Annotated in this window: 11 protein-coding genes; 6 read left to right on the top strand and 5 right to left on the bottom strand. The window is 74.4% G+C overall.

Translation table 11 applies throughout. The annotated features are described in order from the left end of the window. From AB0953_RS34590 to metK, 5 genes are all read right to left on the bottom strand, one after another. A partial coding sequence (locus AB0953_RS34590; protein WP_366863574.1) for an adenosylhomocysteinase occupies positions 1 to 857 on the bottom strand: 857 nt, incomplete at its 3' end. After that, complete coding sequence (metF, locus tag AB0953_RS34585) at positions 841 to 1743, bottom strand: methylenetetrahydrofolate reductase [NAD(P)H] (RefSeq protein ID WP_366863573.1); 903 nt, start codon at positions 1741 to 1743, stop codon at positions 841 to 843. The genes AB0953_RS34590 and metF, both read right to left, overlap by 17 nt. Further along, a complete protein-coding gene (gene metH, locus AB0953_RS34580; protein WP_366863572.1) occupies positions 1740 to 5240 on the bottom strand; it encodes a methionine synthase in 3501 nt (1166 codons plus the stop codon). Before metH ends, metF begins: the two co-directional genes overlap by 4 nt. Beyond that, positions 5237 to 6232 carry a carbohydrate kinase family protein gene (locus tag AB0953_RS34575; RefSeq protein WP_366863571.1) on the bottom strand — a complete coding sequence of 332 codons (996 nt, stop codon included), beginning with the start codon at positions 6230 to 6232 and terminating at the stop codon, positions 5237 to 5239. The genes metH and AB0953_RS34575 overlap by 4 nt, the downstream gene beginning before the upstream one ends. Positions 6233 to 7022: 790 nt before the next feature. Beyond that, positions 7023 to 8216, bottom strand: a complete 1194-nt coding sequence (metK, locus tag AB0953_RS34570) for a methionine adenosyltransferase (RefSeq protein WP_366863570.1) — start codon at positions 8214 to 8216, stop codon at positions 7023 to 7025. 239 nt (positions 8217 to 8455) lie between these two features. On the opposite strand from metK, the gene AB0953_RS34565 reads away from it, so the two are divergent. The 6 genes from AB0953_RS34565 to AB0953_RS34540 form a co-directional block, all read left to right on the top strand. Next, a complete protein-coding gene (locus AB0953_RS34565; RefSeq protein ID WP_366863569.1) occupies positions 8456 to 9028 on the top strand; it encodes a hypothetical protein in 573 nt (190 codons plus the stop codon). A gap of 229 nt (positions 9029 to 9257) precedes the next feature. Further along, positions 9258 to 10178 carry an ACP S-malonyltransferase gene (locus AB0953_RS34560; protein WP_366863568.1) on the top strand — a complete coding sequence of 307 codons (921 nt, stop codon included), beginning with the start codon at positions 9258 to 9260 and terminating at the stop codon, positions 10176 to 10178. A gap of 1 nt (position 10179) precedes the next feature. Then, the gene (locus tag AB0953_RS34555) at positions 10180 to 11778 is read left to right on the top strand and encodes an AMP-binding protein (protein ID WP_366863567.1); all 1599 of its coding nucleotides are present in this window, start codon (positions 10180 to 10182) and stop codon (positions 11776 to 11778) included. A gap of 58 nt (positions 11779 to 11836) precedes the next feature. After that, positions 11837 to 13351 carry an AMP-binding protein gene (locus tag AB0953_RS34550; RefSeq protein WP_366863566.1) on the top strand — a complete coding sequence of 505 codons (1515 nt, stop codon included), beginning with the start codon at positions 11837 to 11839 and terminating at the stop codon, positions 13349 to 13351. Continuing rightward, positions 13348 to 14637 carry a type III PLP-dependent enzyme gene (locus tag AB0953_RS34545; protein WP_366863565.1) on the top strand — a complete coding sequence of 430 codons (1290 nt, stop codon included), beginning with the start codon at positions 13348 to 13350 and terminating at the stop codon, positions 14635 to 14637. The genes AB0953_RS34550 and AB0953_RS34545 overlap by 4 nt, the downstream gene beginning before the upstream one ends. A gap of 1 nt (position 14638) precedes the next feature. Further along, positions 14639 to 21054, top strand: a 6416-nt coding sequence (locus AB0953_RS34540) for an SDR family NAD(P)-dependent oxidoreductase (RefSeq protein ID WP_366863564.1), incomplete at its 3' end; no start/stop codon positions are given.

Raw genomic sequence — 21054 nt, 5'->3', positions numbered from 1 at the left:
GCCTGCAGCGCGCAGATCGGGTCGATCTCGGTGACGATGACCCGCGCACCCTGACCGCGCAGCGACTCCGCGCAGCCCTTGCCCACGTCGCCGTAGCCGCAGACCACCGCCGTCTTGCCGCCGATCAGGACGTCGGTGGCGCGGTTGATGCCGTCGATCAGCGAGTGGCGGCAGCCGTACTTGTTGTCGAACTTCGACTTCGTCACCGCGTCGTTCACGTTGATCGCCGGGAACAGCAGGGCGCCGGCCCTGTGCATCTCGTACAGGCGGTGCACGCCCGTGGTGGTCTCCTCGGTGACACCGCGGATCCCGGACGCCAGGGCCGTCCAGTCGAGCCCGGTCCGGCCCAGGAGCTCCAGGACGAGGGCCATCTCCTCGTTCTCCGCCGTGGACGGGTCGGGGACGGCGCCGGCCTTCTGGTACTCGACGCCCTTGTGGACCAGCAGCGTCGCGTCGCCGCCGTCGTCGAGGATCATGTTCGGGCCGGCGTGGCCGGGCCAGGTCAGCGCCTGCTCCGTGCACCACCAGTACTCCTCCAGCGTCTCCCCCTTCCAGGCGAAGACCGGGATCCCGGCGGCGGCGACGGCGGCCGCCGCGTGGTCCTGGGTGGAGTAGATGTTGCACGAGACCCAGCGGACCTCGGCGCCGAGCGCGACCAGCGTCTCGATCAGGACGGCGGTCTGGACGGTCATGTGCAGCGAGCCGGTGATCCGGGCGCCGGCCAGCGGCTGCGCCTCGGCGTACTCGCGGCGGATCGCCATCAGGCCCGGCATCTCGTGCTCGGCGAGGGTGATCTCCTTGCGGCCGAACTCGGCGAGGGAGATGTCGGCGACCTTGAAATCAGTGAACGGCGGCATGGGCGGGTGCACTCCTGCTGGTGTGGACGTTGCGGTGGATCTCAAGCGTCGCGGTGGAGCGGTTGAGAGTGATGTAGTGCAGGCCGGGGGCCCCTTCGTCCAGCAGCCGCTGGGCGAGCGCGGTGGCGTGGTCGACGCCGATGCGGTGGGCGGTGGCCGGGTCGTGGCGGGCGGCCTCCAGGGCGAGGCCCAGGTCCGCGGGAAAGCGGGCGTTGCTCAGCTCGGCGAAGCGGCGAATCTGCCGCACGTCCGTGGCCGGCATGATCTCCGGGATGATCGGGGTGTCGCAGCCGGCCGCGGCGACGCGGTCGCGCAGCCGGAGGTAGTCCTCGGCGTCGAAGAACATCTGGGTGATGGCGTAGTCGGCGCCCGCCCGGCACTTGGCGACGAAGTGGCGGACGTCGCTCTCCCAGTCCGGGGAGCGCGGGTGGCGCTCGGGGAAGGCGGCGACGCCGATAGAGAAGTCGCCGGAGGAGCGGACGAGGCGGACGAGCTGGTCGGCGTGGTTCAGCCCCTGCGGGTGCGGCGCCCACGGCCCGCCCGGGTCGCCCGGCGGGTCCCCGCGCAGGGCCAGGACGTCGCGGATGCCGGCGTCGGCGTACTGGCCGATGATCTGGCGCAGTTCGGCGACGGAGTGGTCGACGGCCGTCAGGTGGGCGACGGGCCGCAGGGTGGTGTCGGTGGCGATGCGCCGGGTCACGGCGACGGTGCGCTCGCGGGAGGAGCCGCCGGCGCCGTACGTGACGGAGACGAAGGTGGGGGCGACCGCCTCGATGCGGCGGATCGCGTCCCACAGCACCCGCTCCCCCGCGTCGGTCTTGGGCGGGAAGAACTCGAAGGAGAAGGAGGGCGCGCCGCTCGCCAGCCGCTCGCGCAGATGGCTCATGCGGGACCGCCTCCGGCCTTGAAGTAGGTGGCCTCGGGGTGGTGCAGGATCAGGGCGTCGGTGGACTGCTCGGGGTGCAGCTGGTACTCCTCGGAAAGGGTGACGCCCACGCGTTCGGGGCGCAGCAGGTGGACGATCTTGGCGCGGTCCTCCAGGGAGGGGCAGGCGGGGTAGCCCAGCGAGTACCGGCAGCCCTGGTACTCGGTCTTGAGCATCCCGGCGAGGCCCGCCGGGTCGCGGTCGGCGATGCCGAGCTCGGAGCGGACCCGGGCGTGCCAGAACTCGGCGAGGGCCTCGGTCAGCTGGACGGACAGGCCGTGCAGTTCGAGGTAGTCGCGGTAGGCGTCGGCCGCGAAGAGCTCGTTCGCGGCCTCGGAGATCCGGTTGCCCATGGTGACGGCGGTGAAGGCGATGACGTCGGTCTCGCCGGACTCCTCGGAGCGGAAGAAGTCCGACAGGCACAGGTGCCGGCCGCGGGGCTGGCGCGGGAAGGTGAAGCGGGTCCGCTCGCTGCCGTGCTCGTCCAGGACGATCAGGTCGTCGCCCTTGGACACGCACGGGAAGTACCCGTACACGACGGCGGCTTCCAGCATGTTCTCGGTGCGCAGCCGGTCCAGCCAGGCGCGCAGCCGGGGGCGGCCCTCGGTCTCCACGAGCTCCTCGTACGAGGGGCCGCCTGCGCCGCGCGCGGGCTTGAGGCCCCACTGGCCCATGAACGTGGCGCGCTCGTCGAGCCAGCCCGCGTAGTCGGCGAGCGGGATGCCGGTGACGATGCGGTCGCCCCAGAACGGCGGTACGGGCACCGGGTTGTCGGTGGCGACGTCGGAGCGGCCCACGGGCGCGGTCTCGGCGGGGACGGGACGGGCGGTGGCGGTGACCCGGCGGGGTTTGAGGGCGGGCAGGGCGGCGCCCTCCTCCCCGCGCTTGACCGCGATCAGCGCGTCCATCAGGCGCAGGCCCTCGAAGGCGTCGCGGGCGTAGCGGACCTCGCCCTCGTAGATCTCGTGCAGGTCCTGTTCCACGTAGGCGCGGGTCAGGGCGGCACCGCCGAGGATGACGGGGTAGTCGGCGGCCTTGCCGCGCCGGTTGAGCTCCTCCAGGTTCTCCTTCATCACCATGGTGGACTTCACCAGCAGGCCGGACATGCCGATCACGTCGGCCTTGTGCTCCTCGGCGGCGTCCAGGATCGCGGAGACCGGCTGCTTGATGCCGATGTTGACGACGTCGTAGCCGTTGTTGGACAGGATGATGTCGACGAGGTTCTTGCCGATGTCGTGCACGTCGCCCTTGACGGTGGCCAGCACGATGGTGCCCTTGCCGGCGTCGCCCTCGGCCTTCTCCATGTGCGGTTCCAGGTGGGCGACGGCGGCCTTCATCACCTCGGCGGACTGCAGCACGAACGGCAGCTGCATCTGCCCGGAGCCGAAGAGCTCCCCGACCGTCTTCATGCCCTCCAGGAGGGTGTCGTTGACGATGGCGAGGGCGGGCCGGGTGGTGAGGGCCTCGTCCAGGTCGGCGGCCAGGCCGTTCTTCTCCCCGTCGACGATGCGGCGCCGCAGGCGCTCCTCCAGCGGCAGCGCGAGGAGTTCGGCGGCCCGGCCCGCCTTGACGGAGGTGGCGTCCACGCCCTCGAACAGCTCCAGGTAGCGCTGGAGCGGGTCGTAGTCCTCGCGCCGGCGGTCGTACACCAGGTCCAGGGCGCAGGCGAGCTGGTCGGCGGGGATCCGGGAGATCGGCAGGATCTTCGAGGCGTGGACGATGGCGGAGTCCAGGCCTGCCTTGACGCACTCGTCCAGGAAGACGGAGTTGAGGACGGTGCGGGCGGCCGGGCTGAGCCCGAAGGAGATGTTCGACAGGCCGAGCGTGGTCTGCACGTCGGGGTGGCGGCGCTTGAGCTCGCGGATCGCCTCGATGGTCTCGATGCCGTCGCGGCGGGTCTCCTCCTGCCCGGTGGCGATGGGGAAGGTCAGGCAGTCCACGATGATGTCGTGCTCGGCCATGCCCCAGGTGCCCGTCAGGTCCGCGATCAGGCGTTCGGCGACGGCGAGCTTCCACTCGGCGGTGCGGGCCTGCCCCTCCTCGTCGATGGTCAGGGCGATGACGGCCGCCCCGTGCTCGGCGACCAGCGGCATGATGCGGGCGAAGCGGGAGTCGGGGCCGTCGCCGTCCTCGTAGTTCACCGAGTTGATGACGGCGCGCCCGCCGATGCACTCCAGGCCCGCTTCGAGGACGGCCGGCTCGGTGGAGTCCAGGACCAGCGGCAGCGTCGAGGCCGTCGCGAACATCGACGCCAGCTTGCGCATGTCCGCCGCGCCGTCGCGGCCCACGTAGTCCACGCACAGGTCGAGCAGGTGGGCGCCGTCGCGGATCTGGTCGCGGGCGATCTCCACGCAGTCGTCCCAGCGGCCGCCGGTCATGGCCTCGCGGAACGCCTTCGAGCCGTTGGCGTTGGTCCGCTCGCCGATGGCCAGGTACGAGGTGTCCTGCCGGAACGGCACCGCCGCGTACAGGGAGGCCGCGGCGGGCTCGGTGCGCACCGTGCGCGGGAGGACGTCCAGGCCGCGGACGGCCTCGACGACCTGGCGCAGGTGCTCGGGGGTGGTGCCGCAGCAGCCGCCGACCAGCGACAGGCCGTGCTCGGTGACGAAGTCGGCGTGCGCGGCGGCCAGTTCGGCCGGGGAGAGCGGGTAGTGGGCGCCGCCTGCGGTGAGCACGGGCAGGCCGGCGTTGGGCATGGCGGAGATCCCGGCGCGGGCGTGCCGGGCCAGGTGGCGCAGGTGCTCGTTCATCTCGGCCGGGCCGGTGGCGCAGTTCAGGCCGATCATGTCGATGCCGAGCGGCTCCAGGGCGGTGAGGGCCGCGCCGATCTCGGAGCCGAGCAGCATGGTGCCCGTGGTCTCCACGGTGACCTGCACCAGCAGCGGCAGGTCGGCGCCGAGCCGGCGCAGCGCGCGGCGGGCCCCGATGAGGGCGGCCTTGGCCTGCAGCAGGTCCTGGCTGGTCTCCACGAGCACGGCGTGCGCGCCGCCCGCGACCAGGCCCTCGGTCTGCTGCTGGTAGGCGTCGCGCAGCAGGGCGAACGGGGCGTGGCCCAGGGTGGGCAGCTTGGTGCCGGGGCCGACGGAGCCGAGGACCCAGCGGGGGCGGTCCGCGGTGCTGTAGCCGTCGGCGACCTCGCGGGCCAGGCGGGCGCCGGCCTCGGCGAGCTCGAAGATGCGGTCGGCGATGTCGTACTCGCCGAGGTTGGCGTGGTTGGCGCCGAAGGTGTTGGTCTCCACGCAGTCCACGCCGGCGTCGAAGTACGCGGCGTGGACGGCCCGGACCATGTCGGGGCGGGTGATGTTGAGGATCTCGTTGCAGCCCTCGTGGCCCTGGAAGTCGTCCAGGGTGGGGCCCTGCTCCTGGAGCATGGTGCCCATGGCGCCGTCGGCGACGACGACGCGCGTGGCGAGGGCACGGCGCAGCCCGGCGGGGGTGGCGGTTGCGGTGGCGGTCATGGCGTCCTCGCCAGGTACGGGGCGATGCGGGCGGCGGTCTGCTCGCCGTATCCGGCGTGCAGGCGGGCGGCCAGCAGGGCCCGGTCGACGGTGTACTCCTGGGGGCCGGTGGCCTCCAGGGCGAGCGAGGCCAGCGCGCAGCCGAGGCGGGCGGCGTCCTCGGTGGTCAAGCCGCGGGAGGTGGCGGCGAGGAAGCCGGCGCGGAAGGCGTCTCCGACACCGGTGGGGTCGTGGGCGTCCGCGGCCGGCACCGGCACGGCGGGGACGTGCAGGGGGCTGAGTCCGGCCCGGCGGATGCGGGCCCCTTCGGAGCCGAGGGTGGTGACCCAGGTCCCGACGCGGGCGAGGATCTGCTCCTCGGTCCAGCCGGAGCGCTCCTGGATCAGGGCGGCCTCGTACGCGTTGCCGAACAGGTAGTCGGCGCCGTCCAGCAGCAGCCGCACCTGCTCGCGGTCCAGGCGGGGCAGCTGCTGGGAGGGGTCGGCGGCGAAGGGCAGGCCGAGCTCCCGGCACTGGCGGGTGTGGCCGAACATGGCCTCGGGGTCGTTGGGCGAGACGACGACGAGATCCAGCCCGCCGGTGCGGTCGGCGACGGCGGCGAGGTCGATGGGGCGGGCCTCGGCCATGGCGCCGGCGTAGAAGGTGGCGATCTGGTTGTGGTCGGCGTCGGTGGTGCACACGAAACGGGCCGTGTGGTGGGTGTCGGAGACGTGGACGGAGTCGGTGTCGACGCCGTGCTCCTTGAGCCGGAGCCGGTAGCCGTCGAAGTCGAAGTCGACGCCGACCGCGCCGACGAGGACGGGTTCGAGGCCGAGGCGGCCGAGCCCGTACGCGATGTTGGCGGCGACGCCGCCGCGGCGGATGTCGAGCCGGTCGGCGAGGAAGGAGAGGGAGACGTGCCGCAGCTGTCCCTCGATGAGCTGGTCGGTGAAGCGACCGGGGAAGACCATCAGGTGGTCGGTGGCGATGGAACCGGTCACGGCGATGCGCATGGCTGCCTCCTGCGGTTTCTGTTTGTCCGAACGTTCCCGCCCCCCACCCGTCACTCCGGGCCCGGACGGGCGGGCTGTCCCGCCCCCGGCCCGGCGCTCCGGGCCCGGGCGGGCGGGCTGTCCCGCCTCCGGCCGGCCTTCCAGCCCGCCGGCGCTCCGGGCCACGGGGCGAGCCGACCCGAACCCGCCACTGTTTCGGCCGCGGGACGAGCGGCCCGAACCCGCCGGCGCTCCGGGCCCGGGCGGGCGGGCTGTCCCGCCCCCGGCCGGCCTTTCGGGCCACCGGCCGAGCCGGCCCACACCCGCCGCCGCTACGGCCGCGGGACGATCCGGCCCGGCCCCGCCTGCGCTTCGGGCCGCGGGCGGCCGACCCGGCCGTCCCCGCTTTCGAAGCGGGGGGCCGTTTCAGCCTCGCCGGCGATTGAGGCGCGGGGTCTGGGGCGGAGCCCCAGAAGCCCGGCCGGCTCCGCCGACGCCTGTGGCCCGGCCTTGCCGTCCCGGCTTCCGCCGGCGCGTGGGGACCGGAGGTCCGGCAATCCGAGCCCCGCCGGCCTTCGAAGCGGAGTGGGCCATTCCAGCCCCGCCGGCGTTCGAGGCGCGGGGTGTGGGGCGGCGCCCCAGGGAACCCGGCTCCGCCGGGCACCGGGCTCCGCCCGGACCCGCGCCTCGAACGCCGGCGGGGCTGGCGCAGGCGGCGGGGCTGGTGCCGGCGGCGGGGCCGGCATGGCCGGGCTCCCGTGCCACGTCGCGGGGCTGGGCGGCCCGGAGCCGGCCAGGGGCCAGGGGCGGGTCAGGACTGGGCGGCGGCGCGGAGTTTGGCCGCGCGGTCCGTGGATTCCCAGGTGAAGGATTCGCCGGTGCGGCCGAAGTGTCCGTACGCGGCGGTCCCGGCGTAGATCGGCCGCAGCAGGTCCAGGTCGCGGATGATCGCGGCCGGCCGGAGGTCGAAGACCTCGGAGACGGCCTGCTGGATCCGCTCCACCGGGATGGTCTCCGTGCCGAAGGTCTCGATGAACAACCCCACCGGCTCGGCCTTGCCGATCGCGTACGCGACCTGCGCCTCGCAGCGGCGCGCCAGCCCCGCCGCGACGACGTTCTTCGCGACCCACCGCATCGCGTAGGCGGCCGAACGGTCCACCTTGGACGGGTCCTTGCCCGAGAACGCACCGCCGCCGTGGCGGGCGTAGCCCCCGTACGTGTCCACGATGATCTTGCGGCCGGTCAGCCCCGCGTCGCCCATCGGGCCGCCGATCTCGAAGCGGCCGGTGGGGTTGACCAGCAGCCGGTAGCCCTCGGTGTCGAGGTCGAGGGCCGCGAGCTCCGGCTCGACCACGTACTCGCGGATGTCGGGGGCGAGCAGCGTCTCGAGGTCGATGTCGGCGGCGTGCTGGGTGGAGACCACCACCGTGTCGAGGCGGACCGGCCGGTCGCCGTCGTACTCCAGGGTGACCTGCGTCTTGCCGTCGGGCCGCAGGTACGCGAGCCGGCCGTCCTTGCGCACGGCGGCCAGCCGCCGCGACAGCCGGTGCGCGAGCGCGATCGGCAGCGGCATCAGCTCGGGGGTGTCGTCGCAGGCGTAGCCGAACATCAGGCCCTGGTCGCCGGCGCCCTGCCGGTCGAGCTCGTCCTCCTCGCCCTCGACGCGCGACTCGTAGGCGGTGTCGACGCCCTGCGCGATGTCCGGGGACTGGGCGCCGATGGAGACGGACACGCCGCAGGACGCGCCGTCGAAGCCCTTGGCGGAGGAGTCGTAGCCGATGTCCAGGATCGTCTTGCGGACGATCGCGGGGATGTCGGCGTACGCGGTCGTGGTGACCTCGCCGGCGATGTGGACCTGGCCGGTGGTGATGAGGGTCTCCACCGCGACGCGGGCGGAACGGTCCTGCTCCAGCAGGGCGTCGAGAATGGCGTCGCTGATCTGGTCGGCGATCTTGTCGGGATGGCCCTCGGTCACCGACTCCGAGGTGAACAGTCGACGGGACACACGTTCCTCCAGCGGGGACGGCAGCGTTGCGAAGTGAATTTCCGCCAGAACGTGCAGGCGGCGGCTTGGGAGGGGCTAAAGCCGTGCTGCGGCCGCCGGCCCGCCGTCCCCCGGCGGGCCGGGTGTCGCACGGCGGAGGGCAGGACGCAGGAGAGGCCGGAAAGAGCCGGAGGAGAGCATCCGCTTTAGCGCCGTCTTAGGCGGGACTGACGCAATGGGCGGTAAGAAAGGAGCTTTCCATGACCCGCTATCTGATCAGCTTCGCTCCCTGGATCGCCTACGCCTGCATCGCCACGAGCGACGAGTGGCGCAGCGGTGCCCAGTGGGGACTGGCGATTGCCCTGATCGTGCTGTTCAAGGGCAACCGCTCGGGCAAGAAGTGGGACGAGATGGTGATCGAGTTGAGCGCGGCCGTGTTCTTCGCGGGTATCACCTGGCTCTCCTACAAGCAGCCCGATTCCTCCCTCATCCCCTACGGTCCGGCCCTCGTCGACGTGTGGCTGGCCGCCACCGCGTTCGGCTCGCTGTTGATCGCGAAGCCCTTCACGCTGGGCATCGCGCGCACCATGGTGCCCAAGGAGGTGTGGAAGTCCCCCGTCTTCCACCGCACCAATACCGTCATCACCCTGGTGTGGGGCCTGTCGTTCGGTGCCGCGGCCGTGCTGCTGTGGCTCCTGATCAGCTGGGACCCCAAGGCCACCGCCATCGCCATCGCCATCAAGGTGGTCACCTTCGTGATCCCGGTGATGTTCACGATCCGCTACCCCGCCGTGGTCCGCGCCCGGCAGGGCCACGCCCAGCCGACCAGGTAACGCGCCGCGGGTCCCGCTCCGGTGCCGCGACGCCGCAGTCCTCCTCGAGGACGGCGGCGTCGCGGTGCTGTGTCCGGGGTCCGGGGCCGCCGCGTACGGGCCGCGGCCGCCACCCCTACCGGTGGCCGGTTAAGGGTGGCGCACGGGGCGGGATAGGGGTTGGTCGGGCCCTGGGCAGGACCTAGAAAGGTGCGGACGACGCCAGTTCGCGACAAGACAGGTTTCTGCGATGACCACGGCGATGGTGTTTCCCGGAATGGGCCCGGTCACCTTCAAGGAGCTCGGCCGCTTCCTCCTGATGAATTCCCGTGCCAAGGAGCTGCTCGCCCAGGCCGACGAGGCATTGGGCTACGGCCTTTTCGAGGCGTTCCGCACCTCTGAGGAGGCCTATTCCGAGGCCGCCCAGGTGGCCTTCATGGTCGCCTGCACGGCGCTCGCCGACTGGGCGGCCGAGGAGCTCGGCGCCGAGCCGGTGGTGTGCGCCGGCCCCAGCTTCGGCGAGAAGCCGCTGATCGGCTGGTCGGGGGCGCTGGACTTCCCCGACGCGGTGCGCATGACGGCCGGTCTGGCCCGGTGCACCGCCGCCTACTTCGCCGCGGAGCACCGCGACGTGGTCACCCAGTCCTTCGTACGGGCGCCGGCCGGCCCGCTGGCCGAACTGCTCGCCTCGATGTCGGCGCGCGGGACCTGGCACGAGGTGTCCTGCCTGCTCGACGACGGCTTCCAGATGATCTCGCTGCACGAGCGCGACCTGGAGGAGTTCCAGCGGCAGTTGCGGGCGATCGGCTCCCTGCCGCTGTACACGATGCGCCCGCCGATGCACTCCTCGCTGTTCACGGGGCTGCGCGCGGCCGCCGCCCGTGAGGTGATCGACGCGCTGCCGCTGCGCGCCCCGCGGCTGCCGGTCCTCGCCGACCAGGACGGCCGCGAGCTGACCGGCGCGGAGGAGCTGCGGGCGATGCTGCTCGACCACTTCGTGCAGCCGGTCGACTGGCCGGCCGTACTGGGCGCGCTGCGCGCCCGCGGCGTGGAGCGCCTGATGATCGCCGGCCCGGATTCCCTGTTCGGCCGGGTGGAGGGCGCCGTCAAGGACTTCGAGGTGGTGGCCGCGGACCCGCGGGCCGCCCTGCGCGTCAGGAGCGTGGCCTGAGATGACCCTCATATCCCCGGAGTCGGCGCCGCCGACCGGATCCGCCCTCCCCCCGTCCCTGGAGGGGACCCTGCACGGCCGGTTCCTGCGCGGTCTGGCCGCCGGCCCCGACCGTCCCGCGTTCCGGCTGCCCGGCACCGGCGCCGTCAGCTATGCCGAGGCCCACGCCACGGCCCTGGCCTGGGCGGGTGCGCTGCGCGCCGCGCACGGCGGCCGGGCGCCGCGCAGCGTGGCCGTCCTCGCGACGAAGAGCTTCGAGGCGTACGTCGGCCTGCTCGCCGCGCTCTACCTGGGCGCCACCGCCGTCCCCGTGCACCCCGGCTTCCCGGCCGCCCGCAACGCCGCCGTGCTGCGCGCCTCCCGCGCCGAGGCCGTGGTCACCGACGCCGCCGGGGCCCGCCTGGTCGCCGGGTACGGCGTGCCGGGCCTGGCCGTGCTCGCCGCCGGCGCCCCCGAGGCCCCCGGGGTGATCACCCGTGCCCCGCGCGAGGAGGCCCTCGCCGCCCCGCTCGGCGCCGCCCCCGACGACGTCGCGTACGTCCTGTTCACCTCCGGCTCCACCGGCGAGCCCAAGGGCGTACCGACCACCCACCGGGCGGCGGACAGCTATTTCACGACGCTGGACGCGCGCTACGGCTTCGGGCCCGGCGACGTGTTCTCGCAGACCTTCGACCTCACCTTCGACTGCGCGATGTTCGACCTGTTCTGCGCCTGGGGTGCGGGCGGCTGCGTCGTGCCGCTGCCGCTGTCGGCGTACCGGTCGCTGCCGGAGTTCTTCGCCGCCGAGGGCATGACCGTCTGGTTCGCGACCCCCGGCTCGGTGGCCCTGGCCCGCCGCTCGGGCGCGCTCGCACCGGGCGCGTTCCCGACGCTGCGGCGCTCCCTGTTCGCGGGCGAGCCGCTGCTGCGCGGCGACGCCGAGGAATGGCGGGCCGCGGCCCCGAACTCCACCGTGGAGAACCTGTACGGGCCCACCGAGCTCACCATCACGGTCACCTCGCACGTGCTGTCCCCCGCCACCCCCGACGAGCGCTACGTCAACGACGTCGTCCCGATCGGCGCAGTCCACCCCGCCCTGGACCACCTGCTGCTCGCCCCCGGCGGCTCGCTCGCCGAGCCCGACGGCTCGGGCACCGTCGAGGGCGAACTGTGCATCACGGGGCCGCAGATGTGCTCCGGCTACCTGGACCCCGCCCACGACGAGGGCCGCTTCCTGACCCACGCCGGCCGGCGCTGGTACCGCACCGGCGACCGGGTCCGCCGCTACCCGGACGGCGAGATCAGCTACCTCGGCCGCGCCGACGACCAGGTGCAGGTCCAGGGCTGGCGGGTGGAGCTGTCCGAGGTCAGCCACGCCCTGCGCCGGCTGCCCGGGGTCGAGGACGCCGTCACGGTGGCGGTCCCCGCCGGCGGCAGCCACGAACTGGCCGCCTTCTACACCGGCACCGCGCAGCGCCCGGCCGACCTGGCCCGGCAGCTGACCGCCGCCCTGCCCAAGGCGCTGGTGCCGCGGCTGATCCAGCACGTCGACGAGTTCCCCATGAACGCCAACCGGAAGATCGACCGGTCCGCCCTCAGGGCCCGCGCCGCGCAGTCGTGACCTGCCCGCTGCCGCGCCGCCCCGCTGCCCCGCCGATCGAGTGACAAGGAGAAGTCCCGTGGCCGACCAGACCACCGAAACCCCCGCAGCCCGCCTGCTGCACCAGCTGCTCGACGCCTCCGCGGCCGCGCGCCCGGAGCAGGTCGCCGTACGCGACTCCCGGGACGCCTGGACCTGGGAGGCCCTCGTCCGGCAGAGCCACGCGGCCGCCGACTGGCTGCGCCGCCAGGGCGTGCGCCCGGGCGACCGGATCGTGGCCCGGCTGCCCAACATCCGCGAGACGGTCGCCCTGCTGTACGCGGCCTCCCGGTGCGGGGCGGCGCTGGTGCCGATCAGCGCCGAGATGAAGGAGTTCCACCTGCGGGCGGTCATCGCCAACTGCGAGCCGCGCCTGGTCGTCGTCACCGACGGCTCCGGGGAGAGGACCGCCGCCCTCACCGAGCGGCCCGTCCACGAGATCGGCGCGATCTGGGCCGACCTGGACCAGGACGCGGTGATCCCGGACGCCGAGCAGGACCACCCGGTCACCGAGCCCGCCGTGCTCATCTACACCTCCGGCTCCACCGCCACCCCGAAGGGCATCGTCTGCCCGCACGCGCAGATGTCCTTCGCGGCGGCGTCCATCAACACCGTCCTGGGCTACCGCAGCGACGACACCGTCTTCGTCCGGGTCCCGCTCTCCTTCGACTACGGCCTCTTCCAGGTGCTGCTGTGCTGCCTGTCCGGCGCCGAACTGGTGCTGGCCGACGGCGAGGCCGACTCCAAGCTGCACCTGCTGATCCGGGAGAGCGGCGCCACGGTGCTGCCGCTGGTGCCCTCCCTCGGCGGCCCGCTGATCCGGCTCGCCGACCGGGACCCGCGCCCGACGAAGCTGCGCATGTTCACCAGCACCGGCGCCGCCCTGGAGCAGCGCATCATCGACGGCCTGTGGCGCTGCTTCCCCGACGCCAAGGTCGTGCGCATGTACGGCATCTCGGAGTGCAAGCGGATCACGATCATGCCGCCGGCCGAGGACCACGAGCGCCCGGGCTCCTCCGGCCGGCCGATCCCCGGCACCGAGATCGCCATCCTCGACGCGGACGGCCGCGAGGTCCCGGCGGGCGAGAGCGGCGAGATCACCGTGACCGGCCCGCACGTCATGGCCGGCTACTGGCGCCTGCCGGAGATCACCGAGAAGACCTTCCGCACCGACCCGGCCAGCGGCACCACCCGCCTGCACACCGGCGACTACGGCCGCGTCGACGCCGACGGCTACCTCTACTTCGAGGGCCGCCGCGACGACATGTTCAAGCGCAAGGGCATGCGGGTGTCGACCATCGAGATCGAGGCCGCCGCCATGGACATCCCCGGCGTGCGCAACGCGGCCGCCCTCAAGCCGACCGCCGACCGCGACCTGATGATCTTCGTCGAGTCGGACACGGTCACCCCGCAGGGCGTCCTGCGCGAGCTCGCCCAGCGCCTGGAGACCGTCAAGGTCCCGGCGATGTGCAAGGTGATCGAGCAGTTCCCGCTGACCTCCAACGGCAAGAACGCCAAGCAGCAGCTCGCCGCACTGCTGGAGGCCTCCAAGTGAGCCTTCCCCAGACTCCGTCCGGGGGGACCCGCGCCCGCGACCGGGAGCTCGTGGCCCGCCACGGCTCCCCGCTGTACGTGTACGACCTGGACCGGGCCGTCGCCGCCCGCGACGCGCTGCGCGAGGCCCTGCCCGAGTCGTTCACCCTCTTCTACTCGCTGAAGGCCAACCCGCACCCCGGCCTGGTCCGGGCCCTCGCCGAGGGCCCCGGCGGCTGCCGGGCCGAGGTCTGCTCGCCCGGCGAGCTGGCGAACGCCCTCGAAGCGGGCCAGGAGCCCGGGAGGATCCTGTACTCGGGCCCCGGCAAGACGGCCGAGGAGATGACGGCAGCGCTGGCCGCCGGCGTACGCACCTTCTCCGTGGAGTCCCTCGGCGACCTGGAGCGCCTCGGCGCACAGGCGACCGCCCTGGGGACCGTCGCCGAGGTCCTCGTACGGGTCAACAGCGCGGCCGCCGCGGCCACCACCAGCATCCGGATGACGGGCACGCCCTCGCAGTTCGGCATCGACGCCGAGACCCTGCCGGAGCTCATGCCCCGGCTGCTGGCCGTACCCGGCGCCCGGGTCGTCGGCGCTCACTTCTTCCCCTTGAGCAACTCCCGCGACGAGGACAGCCTGATCGCCGAGTTCACGGCGACCATCGAGTCCGCGGCCCGCCTGGAGCGCGAGCACGGCCTGCCGCTGCAGGTCCTCGACATCGGCGGCGGATTCGCCGCGCCCTACTCGGTGCCGGGCGAGCGGCCCGTGTACACGCTGCTGCGCACCGCGCTGGAGAAGGCCCTCGACGAGCACCTGCCGCGCTGGCGGGACGGCTCGCTCGAGATCGCCTGCGAGTCGGGCCGCTACCTGGCCGGCGACTGCGGGCGGCTCCTGACCACCGTGACCAACGTCAAGCACAGCCGCGGCAGGACCTTCGCGATCCTCGACGCCGGCATCAACACCCTCGGCGGCATGGCCGGCCTGGGCCGGCTGCTGCCGCTGGCCGTCGAGCCGCGCGCCGACGGTACGGACGGGGGCGCCGACGGCGGCCCCGAGCTGACGAACGTGGTGCTGGCGGGACCGCTGTGCACCCCCGGCGACATGCTCGCGAAGGCCGCCCGGATCCCGGCGCCCGTCCCCGGCGACGTGCTCGCCGTCCCCAACGTGGGCGCGTACGGCCCCACCGCCAGCCTGCTGCTCTTCCTGGGCCGACCGGCCCCGGCGGAGCTCCTCCTCCGCGACGGCGAGGTGGTCTCCGCCTCTCGTTTGACCACCTCCCGCGCAGAAATCGACACTGGAGCCCGGTGACATGACCGCATCCGCATCCTCCCCCTCCCCCTCCCCGTCCCTGTCCCCGCTCGCCGCCGAACTGTCCGGGCTGGCGCAGGGCGAGCAGCTCCGTCGCCTGCTCGCGGTGGTCCGGCAGGAGGCGGACGCGGCCCTGCGCAAGGCGGGCCGGGAACCGGCCGGGCCGCTCGACGCGGACCTGCCGTTCCTGCGCCTGGGCTTCGACTCGCTGGCCGTCGTCGACCTGCACCGCAGGCTCGGCGACGCCCTCGGCGTCGACCTGCCCGTCTCCATCGCCTTCGACCACCCCACCCCGCGGGCCCTGGCCCGCCGGCTGCTGTGGGACGTCCTCGGCATCGACGCCGCCGCCGGCGACGCGGACGGCTCCGCCGTGCCCGCGGCGCTGCGCGGCGCCGCCGCAGCCGCCGACGAGCCGCTCGCCGTCGTCGGCATGGCCTGCCGCTACCCCGGCGGCATCGCCTCGCCCGAGCAGCTGTGGGAGCTCGTCGCCGCCGGCGGCGACGCGATCGGCCCGCTGCCCGCCGACCGCGGCTGGGACGTGGAGAACCTGTACGACCCGGACCCGGACGCGCCCGGCAAGACGTACGCCCGCGAAGGCGGATTCCTGTACGGGGCAGCCGAGTTCGACGCCGACTTCTTCGGCATCAGCCCGCGCGAGGCCGCCTCCATGGACCCCCAGCAGCGGCTGACGCTGGAGACCTCCTGGGAGGCCCTGGAACGCGCGGGCATCGACCCGCACGCCCTGCGCGGCAGCAGCACCGGCGTGTTCGTCGGCGCGGAGCCGCAGGAGTACGGCCCGCTGCTGCACCAGGCGCCCGAGGGGTACGAGGGGTACCTGCTGACCGGCAGCGCCACCAGCGTCATCTCCGGGCGCGTCGCCTACGCCCTCGGCCTCGAGGGGCCCACCCTCACCGTCGACACCGCCTGCTCCTCCTCCCTGGTCGCCCTGCACCTGGCCGCCGCCGCCCTGCGCAGCGGCGAGTGCTCCCTCGCCCTCGCCGGCGGTGTCGCGATCATGTCCAGCCCGGGGACGTTCACCGCGTTCAGCCGGCAGCGCGGCCTGGCCCCCGACGGCCGCTGCAAGCCCTTCGCCGAGGCCGCCGACGGCACCGGCTGGGCCGAGGGCGTCGGCATGCTCGTCCTGGAGCGGCTGGGCGACGCCCGTCGCCGCGGCCACCGGGTCCTGGCCGTCCTGCGCGGCTCCGCCGTCAACCAGGACGGCGCCAGCAACGGCCTCACCGCCCCCAACGGGCCCGCCCAGCAGCGCCTGATCGAACAGGCCCTCGCCGTCAGCGGCCTGCGCGGCGCCGACGTGGACGCCGTCGAGGCCCACGGCACCGGCACCCGGCTCGGCGACCCGATCGAAGCGGGCGCGCTGCTCGCGACGTACGGGCGCGACCGGGCGGAGGACCGGCCGCTGTGGCTGGGCTCGGTGAAGTCCAACCTGGGTCACACCCAGGCCGCCGCCGGTGTCGCCGGCGTCATCAAGATGGTCGAGGCGCTGCGCCGCGAGCGGCTGCCCAAGACGCTGGGCGTGGACGCCCCGACGAGCCACGTCGACTGGTCGGCGGGCACGGTACGGCTGCTCACCGAGGCCCGGGACTGGCCCGCGGACGGCGAGCGGGTCCGGCGCGCGGGCGTCTCCTCCTTCGGCATCAGCGGTACGAACGCCCACGTCATCGTGGAGGAGGCCCCGGCGCACGAGGAGGCGCCCGCCGCGCAGGCCGCTCTCCCCGTCGTGCCGTGGCTGGTCTCCGCGAAGACCCCGGAGGCGTTGCGCGAACAGGCCGAGCGGCTGCGGGCGTTCCTGGACGCCGCCCCCGCGGACGGGTGGGACGAGCACGCCGTCGCCACGGCCCTCGCCACGCAGCGCGCCGCCTTCGCGCACCGGGCGGCCGTGGTCGCCGAGGACCGCGACGGGCTGCTGGCCGGCCTGGAGGCCGTCGCCGCGGGCGCGGCCCCGATCGCGGGCTCCCCGGTCGGCGGGCTGACGGCCTTCCTGTTCACGGGCCAGGGCAGCCAGCGGGCCGGGATGGGGCGCGAGCTGTACGCGCAGTACCCGGTGTTCGCGGCCGCGCTGGACGAGGTGTGCGCGGCCTTCGACGAGCACCTTCAGCGGCCGCTGAAGGACGTGCTGTTCGATGAGGATCCGGCGGATCTGAACCGGACCGAGTACACGCAGCCCGCGCTGTTCGCGATCGAGGTGGCGCTGTTCCGGCTGGTCGAAGCCTGGGGTGTGCGTGCCGACGCGCTGGCCGGGCACTCGATCGGTGAGCTCGCGGCTGCCCATGTGGCCGGCCTGTGGTCCCTGGAGGACGCGGCTCTGCTGGTCGCTGCCCGCGGTCGGCTGATGCAGGCGCTGCCCGCCGGCGGTGCCATGGCCGCCGTCCAGGCCACTGAGGACGAGGTGCGTGCGGTGCTCGGCGAGGGCGTCGGGATCGCCGCGGTCAACGGGCCGACGTCGGTGGTCGTGTCGGGTGCGGAGGCCGCCGTCGAGGCCGTCGTCGCGCACTTCGCCCAGGCCGGGCGGAAGACCAAGCGGCTCGTTGTGAGCCACGCCTTCCACTCGCCGCTCATGGAGCCGATGCTCGCCGAGTTCCGGCAGTTCGCCCAGCTCCTCGACTACGGCCCGCTGCGGATCCCCGTCGTCTCCACGCTGACCGGCCGGCCGGCCCCGTACGAGGAGCTGTCCGACCCCGAGTACTGGGTGCGGCACGTGCGGGAGGCGGTGCGGTTCGCCGACGCCGTCACCGTCCTGGAAGCCCAGGGCCACACCACCCTCCTCGAACTCGGCCCCGATGCGGTGCTCACGGCCATGGCCGCCGAGTCCGCCGCCGACGCGGTGGCGCTGCCCGTGCTGCGCCGGGGCCACGAGGAGCCCCGTACGCTCCTCACCGCCCTCGCCGCCCTGCACACGCGGGGCGTACCGGTCGACTGGGCCGCGCTGCTCGGCGGCCCGGGCGCGGTCGTCGACCTGCCGACGTACCCCTTCCAGCGCAAGCGCTACTGGATCGACGCCGGCGCCGCAGGCGTGGACGCCGACTCCCTCGGCATCACCGCGGCCGCCCACCCGCTGCTCGGCGCGGCCGTGTCCGTCGCCGGGTCGGAGCGGCTCGTCCTCACCGGCCGGCTGTCGCTGCGCACCCACCCCTGGCTCGCCGACCACGCCGTGGGCGACACGGTCATCCTGCCGGGCACCGGCTTCGTGGAACTGGCCCTGGCCGCCGGCGAGCAGGCCGGCTGCGAGGTGCTGGAGGAGCTGACGCTCCAGGCGCCGCTGGTGGTGGACCGCACCGCCAGCACCGAGTTCCAGATCGTGGTCGAGGGCCCGGAGCCCGACGGCCGCCGCGGCCTGACCGTCCACTCGCGGACCGTGGACGCCGACTGGACCCGGCACGCCGAGGGCGTCCTGCGCTCCGGTGCACCGGCCGCCGGCCCGGCCGACCCGGTGTGGCCGCCGCAGGGCGCCACCGCCCTGCCGGTCGACGCCGAGAGCGCGTACGCCCGCATGCGGGACCAGGGCTACGGCTACGGGCCCGCCTTCCAGGGCCTGCGGGCCGCCTGGCGGCGCGGGGAAGAGCTGTTCGCCGAGGTCGCCCTGCCCGAGGGCGTCGAGCCCGCCGGGTACGGGCTGCACCCGGCCCTGCTGGACGCCGCCCTGCACGTCATCGGCTTGGACGAGGACGCCGCCGGCCCGGAACTGCCCTTCGCCTGGGGCGAGGTCGCCCTGCACGCCACCGGTGCCACCGCGCTGCGGGTCCGGGTCACCCCGACCGCCTCGGGCGTCACGCTGCACCTCAGCGACCCCGCGGGCAGCCCCGTCGCCACCGTGGGCTCGCTCGTCCTGCGGCCGCTCACGGGCGGCCGGGTCGCCGCGGCGGCGGGGCTGCCGCTGCACCACGTCGAGTGGGCCGCACTGTCCGCGGGTGCGGGCGAGGCCGCGGGGGTGGCTGCCGGTGCCGTGTACGACGTTCCGGACGCGGATGCGGTCGGGGCCGTGCTCGGCCGGATCCGGGAGTGGCTGGCTGACGGGGCCGCGCAGGAGTCGGGGCCGCTGGTGGTCCGGACCCGGGGTGCGGTGGCGGTGCGGGCCGGCGAGGACATCGCCGCGCCCGAGGCGGCCGCGGTGTGGGGCCTGGTGCGTTCCGCGCAGGCCGAGCACCCGGGGCGCTTCGTTCTCCTGGACGCAGATGCCGGTGCCGGTGCCGGTGAGCTTCCCCTTCTGCCCGCCGAGGAGCCCGAACTCGCCCTCCGGGAAGGGGTCTTCCACGCTGCACGGCTGACGCGTACCGCGCCCGTCGAGGCCGCTTCGGCGCCCGTGTTCCGGGAGGGTGGGACCGTCCTGGTCACTGGTGGTACCGGTGGGCTGGGTGCGCTGACCGCCCGGCACCTGGTCGCCGAGCACCGGGTCCGCAGGCTGGTGCTGACCAGCCGTCGGGGCGCCGAGGCTCCGGGGGTCCGTGAGCTGGCCGCGGATCTTGAGGCCGCGGGTGCGAGCGTGGTCCTGGCGGCCTGCGACGTGGCCGACCGGGACGCCGTCGCGGCGCTGCTCGCCGCGCATCCGGTCACGGCCGTCATCCACACCGCCGGCGTGCTCGCCGACGCGACCGTGGAATCGTTGACCGCGGAGCAGCTGGCGGCCGTATGGGCGCCGAAGGCCGCCGCGGCACGGCACCTGCACGAGCTGACCGCCGGGCAGGACCTCGACGCGTTCGTGCTGTTCTCCTCCGCCGCCGCCACCTTCGACGGCATCGGCCAGGCCAACTACGCCGCCGCCAACGCCTACCTCGACGCCCTCGCCACCCACCGCCGCGCCACGGGCCTGCCCGGCCTCTCCCTCGCCTGGGGCCTGTGGCACCCCGACGCCGGCGGCATGGGCGCCGGCCTCACCACCGCCGACGTTCAGCGCACCGCCCGCGCCGGCACTCCCGCGCACACCGCCGAGCAGGGCCTCGCCCTCCTCGACGCGGCCCTGCGCGGGGAGCGCCCGCACGTGCTCGCGCTGCGCCTGGACTCCGCGGCCCTCGGCCGGCGGGCCCGCGCCGAGGGCGTTCCGGCCCTGCTGCGCTCCCTGGTCCGGGTCCCGGCCCGGCGCGCCGCCGCGGGCTCCGCCGGCGGCGGGGACACCCTGGGCGCGCAGCTGGCCGCCCTCTCCCCCGCCGACCAGGACCGCCACCTGCTGACGCTGGTCCGCACGCACGTCGCCACCGCCCTCGGCCACAACGGCCCGGAGGCCGTCGACCCGACGCGCGGTTTCGGCAGCCTCGGCTTCGACTCGCTGGCCGCCGTCGACCTGCGCAACCGGCTCGGCGCCGCGACCGGCCTCCGCCTGCCGGCCACCCTGACCTTCGACTACCCCGACGCCCAGTCGCTGGCCCGCTTCCTGCGGGAGCAGCTGGTCGGCGACAGCACCGCCGCGGCTAACACCGCCACGGGTGCCGGGGGTGCGGGCGCGGGTGCGGCCGGTGCGGAGGAGCCGATCGCCATCGTCGGCATGGCCTGCCGGTTCCCCGGCGGGGTCACCTCCCCCGAGGGCCTATGGGAGCTGCTGGCCGGCGGCCGCGACGCCATCGGCCCCTTCCCCGACAACCGCGGTCCGATCTGGGCGGCCTCGTACGACCCCGACCCGGACGCGGTGGGCACGTCGTACTCCGACCGGGGCGCCTTCCTGTACGACGCGGACCGCTTCGACGCCGACTTCTTCGGCATCAGCCCGCGCGAGGCCCTGGCCACCGACCCGCAGCAGCGCCTGCTCCTGGAGACCTCGTGGGAGGCCTTCGAGCGCGCCGGCATCGACCCGGCGGCGCTGCGCGGTGCGCCCGTGGGCGTGTTCGCGGGCGTCATGTACCACGACTTCGCGCCGCGGCTGCGCGAGGTGCCCGAGGAGCTCGCCGGCTACCTCGGCAACGGCGGCCTGGGCAGCGTCGTGTCCGGTCGTGTCTCCTACGCCCTGGGCCTGGAGGGCCCGGCGCTGACCGTCGACACCGCGTGCTCGTCGTCGCTGGTGGCGGTGCACCTGGCCGGGCAGGCGCTGCGCAACGGCGAGTGCTCGCTCGCCCTTGCGGGCGGCGTGACCGTCATGTCGACGCCGGACACCTTCGTGGACTTCAGCCGCCAGCGCGGTCTGGCTGCGGACGGCCGCTGCAAGCCGTACGCGGAGGCCGCGGACGGCACCGGCTGGGGCGAGGGCGTGGGCGTCCTGGTCCTGGAGAAGCTCTCCGACGCCCGCAAGAACGGCCACCGCGTACTGGCGCTCGTCAGCGGCTCCGCCATCAACCAGGACGGCGCCAGCAGCCAGCTCACCGCGCCCAACGGGCCCGCGCAGCAGCGGGTCATCCGGCAGGCGCTGGCGTCGGCGCACCTCACCGCGGCGGATGTGGACGCGGTGGAGGGCCACGGCACCGGTACCCGGCTCGG

Origin of the sequence: Streptomyces sp. NPDC046866 (genome assembly GCF_040704625.1) — a bacterium.
In the GTDB taxonomy this organism is placed as follows: domain Bacteria; phylum Actinomycetota; class Actinomycetes; order Streptomycetales; family Streptomycetaceae; genus Streptomyces.
Note: the sequence above shows the minus strand (reverse complement) of the source record. Positions and strands in the feature narration are given on the sequence as shown.

What these genes read in the sequence shown, in the direction of transcription:
- metF (WP_366863573.1), bottom strand. Translation starts at nt 1,743, where the DNA reads ATGAGCCATCTGCGCGAGCGGCTGGCGAGCGGCGCGCCCTCCTTCTCC.
- metH (WP_366863572.1), bottom strand. Translation starts at nt 5,240, where the DNA reads ATGACCGCCACCGCAACCGCCACCCCCGCCGGGCTGCGCCGTGCCCTC.
- AB0953_RS34575 (WP_366863571.1), bottom strand. Translation starts at nt 6,232, where the DNA reads ATGCGCATCGCCGTGACCGGTTCCATCGCCACCGACCACCTGATGGTC.
- AB0953_RS34565 (WP_366863569.1), top strand. Translation starts at nt 8,456, where the DNA reads ATGACCCGCTATCTGATCAGCTTCGCTCCCTGGATCGCCTACGCCTGC.
- AB0953_RS34560 (WP_366863568.1), top strand. Translation starts at nt 9,258, where the DNA reads ATGACCACGGCGATGGTGTTTCCCGGAATGGGCCCGGTCACCTTCAAG.
- AB0953_RS34555 (WP_366863567.1), top strand. Translation starts at nt 10,180, where the DNA reads ATGACCCTCATATCCCCGGAGTCGGCGCCGCCGACCGGATCCGCCCTC.